Genomic DNA, 13,447 nt, shown 5'->3' on the forward strand with positions numbered 1-13,447 from the left:
CAAGTTGACCTCATCACACCTTATGGGGGTCTTGCAAATGTACGTCACAATTCTGTCCGGACAGTCACTCAATTCGCCGTCACTGCGACCCGCAGACCCGCAGGCCAAAACCGGCACATCGACCTTCAGAATGGGTGCCAATCTTTATTACGAAGGCGATAAGGTCGAGCGTCTGTATCAGGTGCGATCCGGCGTTTTGCGCCTCACCCGGCTGATGGAGGATGGCCGCCGTCAGGTTATCTCTTTCGGCTATCCCGGTGATATTGTTGGATTTCCCAATGATGGCCTCTATCACACCGATTGCGATGTCCTGACGGATGCGCAGTTACAGGCCTACCCTCTTTCGAGTCTGGAAAGCGGCGACGGCGACCCGGATCTACACAAGGAGCTGCTCCAGGCGGCTTTGCACGAGATAAGCGCCATGCAGGATCACTTCATGATGCTTGGGCGGAAATCCGCTATCGAAAAGGTTGCTTCGTTTTTATGCGTTCTGATCGAAAGAATGAGCACAGAATTCGGGCCACACAACCATGCGTTGCTGCCGATGAGTCGGTCGGACATTGCCGATTTTCTGGGCCTGACGACCGAAACCGTCAGCCGCACCCTGAGCCAGATTCGCAAGAGCGGGATCATTGCGATCAACAATGTCCACACTGTTGTCGCCTTGCAGCCTCAGGCCCTGTTCGCGCTATCGCAGGGGCATGGCGGGCCGGACCCGGATAAATCCGTCCTGCATGGCATGGCGCGGGCTGGTTAGGTCGGTGCCCGAGGCCGGATTGATCCTGATCATCCCGGCGCCGGGGCGACACTCTAGGATGGTGTGAGATCGGCGACTTTTGGGGCAAAAGACATGGCTCGTCACACCATCACCAAGTCAAAAGCGGTCGCGAAGGCCGCCAATATGGCCGATTATGAGGCCAGATATGACAGCTTTGACTGGGCCGACGCGCGCCGCCTGATTGATGGATTGCCAGGCGGGCACCTCAACATTGCCCATGAAGCGATCGAGCGGCATGTTGCGGCTGGTCACGGTGCGCAGGTGGCGCTGCGGTGGATCGCAAATCCGGTGAGCGGACCGCTTATACCTACCTCGATCTTTCGCCCATTGAGGAACGTCAGATCAGGGGCACGACTGAGCTCAAGAAACATGTCGACATTGCCCATCCGCTTAAACAGGCCATGAAGGGCGCGCCAGAGCGCCGATCCAAGGCCCGTGAAGTCTTAGGTTTTCTAGCGTGCCGAAATCGGAAGGAGCGCTCTGTGGCTCCCTCTGTGCCTTTTATATCAAAAGGCGGCGACTGGGGGAAACCCAAGGGATGCACTGGCGCACCTATCGGCGGCTTTTGGGGAACATGACGCCCTATCAGGTCGCCCGCTGAACGGGATGACGGATTGCCTAAACCCCCGCTCAGGCCGTTTCTAAAACAGGCTCATTTAGAGGCATGCGAAGTTGGCAGAAAACAGGGGGCTTTGTTCGCAGACCAGTCAGCACGGGAATCCACTGATTTTATTACACTTAATCTTTATTCGCTCTGCAGATCAATTGACCGGGTGCTGCGCCATAAGCTGGTCAACAAAGGTTTCCTCATCCGCACGTTCGGCCGCACCTAATTGGGTCCTCGAAGTCGATGCCAGGCCCGATTTGGGGTTCTGATTTGACTGAAGAACAGCCTTGATCTCAAGCTGATCAAAACCTGGTTCGGATTTTCCCGTCAGAAAGCGTGCAACGTCGATAAACCGCGACGCGTCTGTCAGATCCGCAAGGCTAAGGTTCAGGCAAGCGCACCCCTGTTTGGGGAGGACACGTGCGCAATGCGCCTGCCGCCGTTCGATTTCGCGAGCGTACCAATAACACAGCTGATAATCGCTCAGTGTCTCATAGGCCAGAATTTTCCATACGCCCGGGTCGGACGGCCCCAGAAGGACCAGCCGCCCACTGCAGGTCCTTTCGGGGATGCAATCAATTGAATACAGGCTTGCGGCCACCTCGTTTGGGGGCCTTGTCAGAAGACATGACTTGCGGCTTGAGGCCAAGTTCAAGCGTTGGTTCGACGAAGCCCTTACAAAACAGATGGGAGGTTTCCAGATAGACCGGCAGGTCAAGCTCCGCCGCGATGGTCGGGTACATTTCGCTTTCCAGCCACCATTTTGCAGCCTCAGGATATCCTTGTATGCCCCGCATCACGTAGTTCATCCTAGGCCTACCTTCGTGGACGGCCTTGATATCTGGGATCTTGCTCGCCAGTTGCGTTAGCAGCTTGCTGCCGCTGCGTCCGGAAGTGACAGTAAATACCAGCCGACATTCGCGTAGCTTTTCAAGGGCTTGGAACTTTTCCATGTCTTATGTCTCTCCAAAATTTCCCAAGTAGAAGGCCGCTTCTCTCATGTTGACGCGGTAATCCCCTATCTTTACGGGGGCTTGATCGCAAAATTTACGCGGCCATTCGCGCCGGACAGTTCGATACCTCTGGTCTCAGCCCACTCCATCTGCGCTCCACTGTCGTATTTCGGGCCATTGTCACCCCTGATCGCCTCAGGCGCTCCGCGCCATTCGATGATCTGTTTCAAGGCGCCGGGCGCTTGCGCAGATGAGTAATCCTGCCTTGAAGAACACAATTGGTGCAAACGCGGATTTTCATAATCATGCATTTACACTCTTGAGCTAGTCTGAAGGAGCGGCTTCCAGACTGGCTTGATGCGTCTGGTCGGTTTCGGCGGTCAACATTTTCCGGCGACGCCAAGTTTCACCATCGAGGGCCAGCGTCAGGTGTTTCTTGCCTTCGCGCTTAACCGATGGCCACCGTGGCGCCCTGTTTCTCTCGACCATCGCCAGGCACCTGCAAGAACCGGACACGCTATGACAGATATGACCATCGAAACCGCCCTGAGCGAAGAACTGCACCGTATCGCACCTGATATCGGGCTTGAGGATATCGACCGCACGCAGGATCTGCGCGAGAAATTCGATATCGATTCAATGGATTTTCTGACCCTCGTCACCGCGCTTGCCTATGCCACCGGGGGTGTTTCGCCCTATTCGGTATCGCAGGCCAGGAACGACTGGGCGCTGCATCTTGGCCGCTCGCCCGGTCGCCAGCTTGAGCTTGCAGAACGCGCGCAGGCCAATGCCCTCAAGGTAACGTCCTGCGCGGCCAGTGCCCTCACGGGCCAGACGACGGTCGAACCATTCACCGCCAGGGCCCATGACCACCGCTTTGCCCACGCCGCATGGGCCAATCCCCCGTTCAACCTTTGGAAACAGGGGTTTCTGGCGGTGCAGGACTGGTGGGAACATGCCACCGACACCATGCGCGGCCTTGATCCGCAGGATGCCGAGCGAACCCGCTTTCAGCTGCGCCAGATGCTTGATCTGATGTCGCCCTCCAATTTTGCGTGAACTAATCCCGAGATCATCGAAGAAACCACGCGGCAAGGCGGGCGCAATCTGATTGAAAGCGCCACGCATTTCACCGAGGATTTCATGCAAACCCTCACCCAGGCCCGTAAACCCGCGCCCGAGGGCTATCAGGTTGGCAGCGATCTTGCCTGCACACCGGGCGAGGTGGTGTTTCGCAACGACCTTTTCGAGTTGATCCAATACACGCCCCGGACCAAAAAGGTGCGCGCCGGGGATGATCGGCTAGCCTCGGTGACCTTGATGGCGGCGCAGGTGGATTTCGCCGAGGCGGGCGAATTGTTGTTGTTCGTCGACGAAAGTCAGGTTGCCTTTATCGAAGACATGATGTGGGATCAGGGATATCTTGATCGCCCCCAGATGACACGGACCTTTGCCTCGATCCGCGCCGAGGATCTGATTTATACCCGCGCGGTGAACCGGTATTTCCTTGGCAAAGACGACATCCCGACCAACATTTTCGCGTCGGGCGCCGGGCGCGCTTTATGTGGGGCCTGAGCCCTGGCTTGCCGCGCACCCGAGCGAGCCTGGATCGTGGTGGCCAAAATACGCGGCATGGCTTGCCGGGAAGAATAAAACCAGTTGTGATCCACCGCAAATGGGCAATCCCCAAGCCGGGTTTGCACCGATTTGCCCGGCTCCCGGCACATATGTGCATCAGATGTGAGGGCTGAGGCCTGAACAGCCATTGGCCTGCGCCATCCGCCTGTCTCTGCCGCACATCGCAAGCGCAAATACATCAAATCCGAATTAAATTGAGCGTTCAATTCAGGCCAGAGCCAGGCGCGCGCCACCTTTGCACCACAATTCAGGGCACATTTATGGGTGTCAGACGCAGATCGTTGCAATCGCGACGGCTGCACGCAAAACCCGATTTGGTGGATAGGTTCAATGGAGCTCACACTCGCAGATGGCGACGATCAATTCGGCACAGAAACCCTGCCAAACGGCACGCGGCTGCTCAACGGTCAATATGTCATCGAACGTTATCTCAGCAGCGGTGGCTTCGGCATCACCTATTTTGCACGCGACAGCCTTGACCGGCGCGTGGTCATAAAAGAATGCTTCCCCGAGGCGTTCTGTAGCCGAAAGAACAGAACCGTCATGGCCCGCTCGCACAGCCATCAGGGCGAGTTCCGGTCTTTTGTCGATATGTTCGTGCGCGAGGCGCGCAGCATCGCGAAACTGAAGCATCCCAATATTGTCGGGGTGCATCAGGTCTTTCGCGACAATGAAACCGCCTATATGGCGCTTGACCTGATCGACGGCAAAGACCTTTTCGATGTCATCGAGGCCAGCGACGAGCGGCCTTCCTACCAAGAGATAAAGCCCATTTTGTTGAAGCTGCTGGATGCGATTTCGACAATTCACGATCAGGACATGCTTCACCGTGACATTTCACCCGACAACATCCTGATTGATGCCTGGGACAACCCGATCCTGATTGATTTCGGCGCGGCCCGCGAAGAGGCCAGCAAAAAGAGTCGCGCGCTGTCTGCGGTGCTTGTGGTGAAAGACGGCTATTCGCCACAGGAGTTCTATATCGCGGGCAGCCAACAGACCCCCTGTAGCGATCTCTACGCTCTGGCGGCGACGTTTGTCCACTTCATCTCGGGCGAGGCGCCCCCCAACAGCCAGACCCGGCTGGCCGCGATTGCCTCGAAAAAGCCGGACCCCTACCAGCCCCTTGCAGGCCGGATCGAGGGCTGTCCTGCCGCATTTCTCGAAGCCATCGACATGGCGATGAATGTCTTTCCCCAGGATCGTATTCAGACCGCACAGGATTGGATCCTGCGCATTGACGCGCAGAAACGCAAGGCGGCCGCCCTCGCCTGCGCCAAGGGTGACCGGGACATCGAAACAACCGTGACCCGGTTGATCCGCAACGCCCAACAGGAGGCAGAGACCAGCCTTTCCGTCGTGGCCCCCAAAAGCGGATCAAAGCCAGAGCAGACCGCTGTCGTTTCGCATGGCGCGAGATCCGAAATTCAATTGGAACACCTGTCGCTTCGCCCCGATCCGAAACCGCCACAGGATCTGATGAATGCGCGCGACCAACATGTCTGGATCGCAAAATGCCAGAAGCAAGCGAGGCGCCTTGCCAGAGCACGAAAATCCGGGCCGCGGACGGCGGCGCAACTGCTTCTCTCTGCGAGCCTGATCTTTCTGATTCTGGATGGGCATGCCGCAACCTTCGCAGAATTCATCGCCCCTTTTGTCGAGCAGGTGATGAGCCTCGCACAGGAAAATATCGCCAGCCTTGCGAAGGTCTGACCGTTTGAAATTCGCCCTGTTGAAACTGCACGAACCGAGAGGCCACGAGATGACATTGTTCAAAAGAGTTTTCGCCAGCCACACAAATGGTGAGGCCATCACGCCAACGCCCCCGGCCCGACCGGAAGGGCCGGAGGCAGAGTTGGGATTTGACGACGATTTGATCGCGGGCATGGCGGCTTTCGCAGAGGAACCGACGGAAGAGCCGCCTTTCGATCATGCGGTTCCTGTTGCCCCCTCGGACGAACCCGCCAAATTGGACGCACCGTTTCATCATGACCTCGGCCACCAACCGGCGCTCAACCCGGATATGGCGGAACGCGCCGCGCAGGCGCAAAGAGAGATCGAAACCTCTCAAAACCGGCGGGTGGCTCAAACGCCTGCTGATGACATGCGCGCGGCACCACCAACGCCAGAGCATATTGCCCCGCCGGGCATAGCAGATCAAAGTGAAGCAGCCGATGCACCGGCCGCCCCTTCCCGGCCGGGGCGCGGGGCGCGGCGTGTCCGGACCCGAATGTTGGGGTTTGATCAGGGTATTGATGCGGTCACCGACCCGTTTGCAAAGCAGGGCACGCAGGCAAATGCGCCGACCCGTAAGTATCCTGTCGGATGGATGGTTGTCGTTGCCGGCCCCGGAAAGGGCCATTCATTCGCGATTTTCAACGGCGTGTCGACCATAGGCCGGGGCGCAGAACAATCCGTGGTGCTGGATTTTGGCGACACAAGCATATCGCGCGAGAAACATGCGGCTGTGGCCTATGACGATGAGCAGAACAGTTTCTTTCTGGGCCACGGTGGAAAATCCAACATTGTGCGGCTGAACGGGCGCCCGGTTCTGAGCACCGAAGACCTCTCTCACGGCGACAGCCTTCGCATCGGTGAAACCACACTTCGTTTCGTTGCCCTTTGCGGGACAGAATTTACATGGGGACCCTCTGGCAATGACGAGTTGTAAAACACCTGCGTTCAGTTTTGACACCGCATCAGCCATCAGCCAGGGCGCGCGCGACTATCAGGAAGACGCCCTGATTTCTGATTTTTCCAATGGCGCGGAGCTTGGCTTTGTGGTTCTTGCCGATGGGATGGGCGGGCATGCCGCAGGCGACGTCGCAAGCAAGATCGTCGTGACCGAGATGTTCAGCGAGCTGACCTTTATGCGGGCTGAAATGGTGGCGTCGAAAACCTGCATCGGTGAGATGTTGCGCAAGGCGGCACTGGTGGCGAATGAGACGCTCAAGGCGCATGTCACGCAACATCCCGAAACCAAGGGCATGGGGGCCACCCTAGTCGCCACGGTCATTCTGGATGAAAGGCTTTATTGGATATCGATCGGCGATTCACCTCTTTTCCTGTTTCGCGACAATACCTTGCGTCAGCTGAACGAAGATCATTCCCTGAGCCGGACAATCGACACGATGGTCGAAACCGGGGTTCTGAGCGCCCAGGACGGCGAGAACCATCCCGACCGCAACGTGCTGACTTCTGTCCTGTTCGGAGAGCCGATTGCGGAGATCGACTGCCCCTCCGAGCCCACCGAGCTGCGGGCCGGGGATACTCTGATCGTGGCCAGCGACGGGTTGCAGTTTTTGACCGATGCGGAAATCAAGACCCTTCTTCAGGACAGGCCCTTCAGCAGAAGCAGCGAAATCGCCAATGCGCTGATGAGCGGCGTGCAGAACCTGAACGATCCCGACCTCGATAATGTGTCCCTCACCGTGATCCAGGTCAGACATTCGAAGGAGAGTGTTTCGGGCATGAGCCATATGCGCCAAAGGGGGCCGCAGAAACCAGAAAAACAATCGCTGTTCCAAAAGGTGTTCAGGTCTCTTCCGGCTGAGGCCGAAACAGCAGGGCTGGCGCGTGATTGATATCGCCGGACATAAGGACATTTGTCGACAGCTCCGGCATCTTCTGGACGCTGGCACCCTGGCAGATGAGCCGCGCAAGACCGGCGAAAGAGTGTTGAACCGCCTGAGTTCGGATATTTACGTGGTCCTTCTGGGCCCCGAGACCGAAGGCAAAGACTATCTGCAAGAGGTCCTGGCGGCGCGCGCCCTGCCCCGAACAGAGGTTCGTCTCGTTGCTTGGAGGGATGATGTCAATTTTCAGGATGCGGACATCTGCCTTTGGGTCACATCAGGGTTTGAGCATGCCGAGGCAGAGCAATGGCAATCCGCGCCGGACAGGCTCAAGGACCATGGCTTTCTTGTTCCAACCGCTGACACGGACAGCGCATTTGGCCAAGCCCGGCTGACTGCTCTTGGGGATATCGCCGCCGAAGAGTTCTATGGCCTGTTTCCCATTGTGACAGGGGTCGGGACAACAGACCCACAGTGGGATAGGGTTGAGGGGCTGGTACGCGAGGTTGCAAACATGGTGCGGTTGGGCGTGCAGGCCGACGCCGACACTGCGCAGATGTTCCTCAGGCTCCATCAGGGCAAAGAGGCCGGGCCGCCAGATCCCGCCGTGCCACCCCGTCCCCCTTCCGCCCGCGACGGGCCAGAGACACGCGAGGCCGTGACCGGGGTCTATCGAACGGCACAGGATGCATTGCGCCATCACATCGCAGCCCTTGCCCCTCTTGTGACGGCCAGCGAGGACGCGGATGTGCAGCGCATTCTGTCGATTTCCCAGGAGACATCAGCCGCGGTGGCCGATGTGTTTTCAAGTAGCCCCCTGCGTGACCCGGATTTTGTCGAGATCAGGGAAAACATGCTCTCGGCAGCCGACAGGATCCTGCTCATGTCCCTGGAAGGCGGCGTGGCGCCAGCCGTTGCAGCCGTCACCACGCTCTTGCAGATCCGACGTGAAATGGAGGTGCAGATTGCCTGTTAAGGGGCTTTCTTTACGAGATGGCAATCAATCTGTGGTGATGCTGCAAAGACCTCCTGGCTGTTGGTCAGGCGGACATGCGCCCCGGAGATCAGACATGAACACCGCCATCTGTTGTTGCAAACCTGTACTCCCGTGCCTCACCGGGGAGGGTCTCGCATGAACATGCAACCTCAAACCGCCGCGAGCCCGCAAAGCCAACTTACCCCGGCACAGTCTATGCTGCGCTCTTCACTGCACGGGCTGAGTACATTTACAGAAGGGCTGATCCCGCTGCGACAGGCCATTCAAGGTGCAAAAACCCTTGGCGACGACACCGAGCGAAAACTGGCGCTGCGCCTGCACTCGAAACTGGAGGCACTGGAGCCGAGCGTCACGATGATCGGCCAGATCAAATCTGGCAAGACCACGCTTGTCAATTGCATGATCGGCTGGCCGGACCTGCTTCCGGCGGATGTAAATCCCTGGACCTCGGTGGTGACCTCGCTCCACCTCAGCCCGACCCCGCTCTCGCCCGAGGCCCATGCCAAATTCTGCTTTTTCGAGGAAAACGAATGGGACAAGCTGATCGCCGGGGGCGGGCGAATTGGCGAATTGGCAAATCGTGCAGGTGCGCAGGACGAGTTCTCGAAGATCAAGGCCCAGGTCGAGCAGATGCGTGAGAAATCCAAAGCCCGCCTTGGGCGCAAATTCGAGGTTCTTCTGGGGCAGCACCACGATTACGGGTATTTCGATCAGGAGTTGATCGAACGTTATGTCTGCCTCGGCGATGATTTCGACGAGACCGCCTCGGATGACCAGGGGCGATTTGCCGACATCACCCGATCGGCCGATCTGCATTTTCATCAGCCCGCGGTTCCCATGCGGTTGTGCATTCGCGACACCCCGGGTGTCAACGATACCTTCATGATGCGCGAACAGATCACCATCCGCTCGATCCGCGATAGCCGCATCTGCGTCGTCGTTTTGTCCGCGCATCAAGCGCTCTCCTCGACTGACCTTGCGCTTGTACGCCTGATCGCGAACGTCAAGTCGCGCGATGTCATCATCTTTGTGAACCGCATTGACGAACTGTCGGCCCCTGCCACGCAGGTCCCGCAGATCAAAGACAGCATTCTGGACACCCTGAGCAAACACAACGGCCCCGCAGACGCACAGATTATTTTCGGCAGCGCCCTCTGGGCTCAGACCGCGATGGCCGGTCCTCTCTCGGCGCTCCCCGAGGCGAGCAAGGCCGCGCTGATCAATTGGGCAACAACCAGCGCTGACCCCGACCTTCGAAAGCAGAACGCGCGCAAGATATTATGGGCCCTCTCGGGATTACCAGATTTATATGCCGCCATTTCCGAGCGTATCGCACAGGGCGTGGGCGGCGAAGCCGTCTTGCAAATAGCGGCAAGCGCGCGCAACCTGATCAACGCCATCCAATTGAGCGACAATCTCGCGGCCAAGGCACAGGTCGGTGAAATCACCGTTCATCTTGACCCGGAGCATGTCGCTCATTCATTGGCCAGCCTGCGCACGCGCAGTCTGGAGACCCTGAAAAGCGATCTGGACGGTATTCAGGCTGATTTCTCGACCCGCCTTGAGCGCGTCCACGAGAGCTTTCTCGCGCGCGCCACAGAGGCATTGATCCTTCACCTTGAAACCTATGGCGAGCATTCGATCTGGGAGTATGATCCTTCTGGCCTCAGAATTCTTCTGAGTTCGTCTTACAAGTCCTTTGGCAGGACGTCCCAGGCGGCCTATCAGCGCTGCGTAAAAGAGGTTATCACCGAGCTTGTGACGCTTTATCAAGAGGCGCTGAAACTGCCGGAAAACCTCTTTGATATCAAAGCCCCGCCCGCGCCGCGCGTGCCACCCCCTGTCTCCCTCGGGCAGACGATCGCCCTGGACCTGAAAGGCAACTGGTGGAAAAGCTGGTGGTTCAGGCGCCGTGGATATCAAGCCTATGCCGCCGATTTCCACAGGTTGATAAAAGAAGAAACCGACACGTTCCTGAACGACTTGAAGACCAATCAGGCCCATGTCTTGCATGACGCTATCCTTGCCGAGGTCGACACCTTCCTGACAGAGCAATCCGGCGTCCTGCTCAATACAATCGCGCCGTCATCTCTGACCAAGGACGGGATTGACAGGCTTTTTGATCGCCAATCGCTGAACGCGCGCGATGCGGAACTTAAACAAGCGCACAGACATTTGGATGCATACACCACATGACAGATATCGACAAAGGCCCCCGCAAACCCTGTATCGCACTGATGGGCGAATTCAGCGCAGGCAAGAGCACCCTGGCCAACCTGTTGATCGGGTCCGATCCCCTGCCTGTACAGGTCATCGCCACGCAACTCCCCCCGGTCTGGATCAGCCATGGCGATGTGCCCGCCTTTCGCGTCGATCTTGAGGGCAATCAAGTCCCGATCGACCTTGACAACCTTGCCGAGGCGCCACTGGAGGAGACGGCCTATATCAGGATTTTCTGTGACGAGGATCTTTTGCTGCAATGTGATCTTCTGGATATGCCGGGAATATCCGATCCCAATATGTCCTCTGAGATATGGCAACGGATGATTTCAAAGGCTGACGGCGTCTTGTGGTGCAGCCATGCCACCCAGGCCTGGCGCCAGAGCGAGGCCGCGGTCTGGGCAAGCCTTCCGCCCGCGCTTTATCAGCGCAGCCTGTTGCTGCTCACACGCATCGACAAGATAACCTCTGACCGCGATCGCCAGAAGGTCATAAGGCGCGTGCGCACAGAAACCGATGGTCTGTTTCTGGAATGCCTGCCGATCTCGCTACTGGAGGCGACGACCCAGCAAGACGACTACGACGTCTGGCTCAGGAGCGGCGCCGAAGATTTTGCAAAACACCTCGTGGATCTGCTGCACAGGCTCGCAGCGGACACCGGTGCTGGCCCTGAAAATGACAACACAACACCGGTGAGCAAAGCGCTCAGAATTCCCGGGCTGGTGGCACCAGAAAGCGCGCCTGCCCCTGTGTCCGCGCCCCAAGAGACAGCATCCAGGATCACACCGCGCAGAGTGCGCATATCGCCGTCGGACCAGGACCAGACCCTGCATAGGGCGCGCGCAACAGGGCGCCTTTCATAGGCTTGCCATGTCATTTTCCGGATATTCACGCAATGAAAACCGATAGCGGCATAGTCTTTATTCGCCTGCCCCGCCCCTCAAGCCAATGCTTCAATACGTCGAGTGCCCTGATGACTATAACCGAAAGATTGGAATGTGTCCGACTGGAGTTTCCAGAGTGCAAAACAGTGGCCTACGCAGATATCTCCACCAACATGGTTCTGTCGACCAGCGCAGAAATAGCGTTACGACAGGAGCACATAAATTCTCTTTGCAATACGGCAGTCGAGATGCTTGGCGGGCATTCAACGTCGCAGCTTCGCAATGTTCTTGGAGAAGGACGCGATACAGATATTTTCCAGGTCATCATCATCGAGCCGACAGAAGTCGGTATTTTCCTCAGATCCACGACCAGCCCGACAGAGGCTTTGTGCTGCGTCTGCTCGCCCTCGATCAAACTGGGGCCGTTTCTTGCTGGCGCGCGGCGGCATCTCGATAAGATCGGACAGGACAGATGACAGTCGAACAATCTCCCGCATGCCATGTCTGACATAAAAACGCTTCACGACAGGCTGGATAAACTTGTACATGGCTCAAGCTCGATCTCTGGCAGGTTTCGCGACCTCATGCCTTCCGGGGTCACGCATGCCCGTCATGCCATGCGCTCGGAAATTGCCGAAACCCAACTCCTGCGACGGCTTGTGTTTCGAAATGATCGCAACGAAAAAATTGCGTTCGACGTTGCGTCAGGCCGTGTTCTGAGAGTGTCGCCCCCAACTTCGGAGCATTTTCAGGAAAACCTCGCCGACGTTTCAGGTCAGGATATCTCAAAACTGGCCGAAGGTCAGATTTCAAAACTTGTCGCCGTCGTGGCCGAATTCACCTCCGGTCGCACCGAATTATCGGTCGAGGTTCAAATCTTGCAAGCCGATGCGTTGGCGCCCGATGTGGGCATTTCGCTCGACGACCTCTTTCAGGACCTCGGCAAGTCCCCCCCGCCGCAGGAATCGCCCCTTTCGGAGGATTTCCTGGAGGATTTCCTGGAAGACTGCGCGCCGATTTCTTGCGCTGCTTTGCTCATGGTTGGCAATAGTGTCACGGTTGAGCACGGGTCGGATGCGCACCTGTATCCTCTCAAGACATTGGCCCGCGCGGAACGTGTGTCGAATGCCGCCGCTTTACAGAGCGAGACGCATCTTGGCCCTGTTGACCAATGCGTCATATACGCCGGATATCCCGATGGTGGGCAAACAATTCTCTGCGCATCCCAATCGGAAAGCCTGGCCCTATTGCTCTTGAACAATGACGTTCTCGAAGAGGTATATGAGGTCTGGATGTCTCGATCGAGATGAACAAGCCCCCCCCGAGGGCCCGGCTTCATAGCCGACCTGCCAGCCACGCAAAAGGGTTTTTCCCTCGATTCCAATGATTTAGCGGCACACATCGGCATACTGCACGGGCTTTAGGCTTCTTCTTGGCAAAAATACTCAATTCCCGCCGGTCGCGTCACGCGCCACCGGATGAACAAGGGGCGCCCCGGTCGGAGCGCCCCCTTTCGTGATCCACGAAGAACCGCGATCAGTCGATTTTCGCCAACAGGCTCGACACGCTGTCTTTGGCGTCGCCATAGAACATGCGGGTGTTTTCCTTGTAGAACAGCGGGTTTTCGATGCCCGAGTATCCGGTGCCCTGGCCGCGTTTGCTGACGAACACCTGTTTGGCTTTCCAGCATTCCAGCACCGGCATGCCGGCGATCGGGCTGTTGGGGTCTTCCTGCGCGGCCGGGTTCACGATGTCGTTCGAGCCGATGACGATCGCCACATCGGTGTCGGGGAAA

Annotated in this window: 13 protein-coding genes and 1 pseudogene; 11 read left to right on the forward strand and 3 right to left on the reverse strand. The window is 57.7% G+C overall.

What is annotated here, in order from left to right:
• Positions 1 to 37 precede the first annotated feature (37 nt).
• Positions 38 to 757 carry a helix-turn-helix domain-containing protein gene (locus BMZ91_RS15820; protein ID WP_092841012.1) on the forward strand — a complete coding sequence of 240 codons (720 nt, stop codon included), beginning with the start codon at positions 38 to 40 and terminating at the stop codon, positions 755 to 757.
• Between the two features lie 93 nt (positions 758 to 850).
• Positions 851 to 1,183 carry a hypothetical protein gene (locus BMZ91_RS21170; RefSeq protein ID WP_143076360.1) on the forward strand — a complete coding sequence of 111 codons (333 nt, stop codon included), beginning with the start codon at positions 851 to 853 and terminating at the stop codon, positions 1,181 to 1,183.
• Between the two features lie 777 nt (positions 1,184 to 1,960).
• On the opposite strand, the gene BMZ91_RS15830 is transcribed toward BMZ91_RS21170, so the two are convergent.
• Together BMZ91_RS15830 and BMZ91_RS22085 are read right to left on the reverse strand one after the other, a co-directional pair.
• Positions 1,961 to 2,338: a hypothetical protein gene (locus BMZ91_RS15830; RefSeq protein ID WP_092840977.1), complete on the reverse strand. Its 378-nt coding sequence runs from the start codon at positions 2,336 to 2,338 to the stop codon at positions 1,961 to 1,963.
• Between the two features lie 71 nt (positions 2,339 to 2,409).
• Entirely contained in the window at positions 2,410 to 2,649 is a 240-nt protein-coding gene (locus BMZ91_RS22085; protein ID WP_143076361.1) for a transposase family protein, read from the reverse strand.
• A 328-nt stretch (positions 2,650 to 2,977) separates the two neighbouring features.
• Here BMZ91_RS22085 and BMZ91_RS21840 point away from each other — a divergent pair.
• From BMZ91_RS21840 to BMZ91_RS15875, 9 genes and pseudogenes are all read left to right on the forward strand, one after another.
• Positions 2,978 to 3,913: pseudogene (locus BMZ91_RS21840) on the forward strand (poly-beta-hydroxybutyrate polymerase N-terminal domain-containing protein).
• 393 nt (positions 3,914 to 4,306) lie between these two features.
• A complete protein-coding gene (locus BMZ91_RS15840) occupies positions 4,307 to 5,689 on the forward strand; it encodes a serine/threonine-protein kinase (RefSeq protein ID WP_092840979.1) in 1,383 nt (460 codons plus the stop codon).
• Between the two features lie 49 nt (positions 5,690 to 5,738).
• Positions 5,739 to 6,647, forward strand: coding sequence for an FHA domain-containing protein (locus BMZ91_RS15845; RefSeq protein ID WP_245736426.1), 909 nt, complete (start codon positions 5,739 to 5,741; stop codon positions 6,645 to 6,647).
• Positions 6,634 to 7,560 carry a PP2C family protein-serine/threonine phosphatase gene (locus tag BMZ91_RS15850; RefSeq protein ID WP_092840982.1) on the forward strand — a complete coding sequence of 309 codons (927 nt, stop codon included), beginning with the start codon at positions 6,634 to 6,636 and terminating at the stop codon, positions 7,558 to 7,560. Before BMZ91_RS15845 ends, BMZ91_RS15850 begins: the two co-directional genes overlap by 14 nt.
• A complete protein-coding gene (locus tag BMZ91_RS15855; protein ID WP_092840983.1) occupies positions 7,553 to 8,527 on the forward strand; it encodes a hypothetical protein in 975 nt (324 codons plus the stop codon). The genes BMZ91_RS15850 and BMZ91_RS15855 overlap by 8 nt, the downstream gene beginning before the upstream one ends.
• A 156-nt stretch (positions 8,528 to 8,683) precedes the next feature.
• Entirely contained in the window at positions 8,684 to 10,744 is a 2,061-nt protein-coding gene (locus BMZ91_RS15860) for a dynamin family protein (RefSeq protein WP_092840985.1), read from the forward strand.
• Positions 10,741 to 11,631 (forward strand): dynamin family protein, encoded by an 891-nt coding sequence (locus tag BMZ91_RS15865; protein ID WP_092840986.1) that lies wholly within the window; start codon positions 10,741 to 10,743, stop codon positions 11,629 to 11,631. Before BMZ91_RS15860 ends, BMZ91_RS15865 begins: the two co-directional genes overlap by 4 nt.
• 32 nt (positions 11,632 to 11,663) lie before the next feature.
• Positions 11,664 to 12,128 (forward strand): hypothetical protein, encoded by a 465-nt coding sequence (locus BMZ91_RS15870; protein ID WP_092840988.1) that lies wholly within the window; start codon positions 11,664 to 11,666, stop codon positions 12,126 to 12,128.
• A 24-nt stretch (positions 12,129 to 12,152) separates the two neighbouring features.
• Positions 12,153 to 12,962: a hypothetical protein gene (locus tag BMZ91_RS15875; protein WP_092840990.1), complete on the forward strand. Its 810-nt coding sequence runs from the start codon at positions 12,153 to 12,155 to the stop codon at positions 12,960 to 12,962.
• Positions 12,963 to 13,188: 226 nt separating this feature from the next.
• On the opposite strand, the gene BMZ91_RS15880 is transcribed toward BMZ91_RS15875, so the two are convergent.
• Positions 13,189 to 13,447, reverse strand: a 259-nt coding sequence (locus BMZ91_RS15880) for an NAD(P)(+) transhydrogenase (Re/Si-specific) subunit beta (RefSeq protein WP_143076362.1), incomplete at its 5' end; no start/stop codon positions are given.

The organism is Roseovarius lutimaris (assembly GCF_900115165.1).
Taxonomy (GTDB): Bacteria; Pseudomonadota; Alphaproteobacteria; order Rhodobacterales; family Rhodobacteraceae; genus Roseovarius; species Roseovarius lutimaris.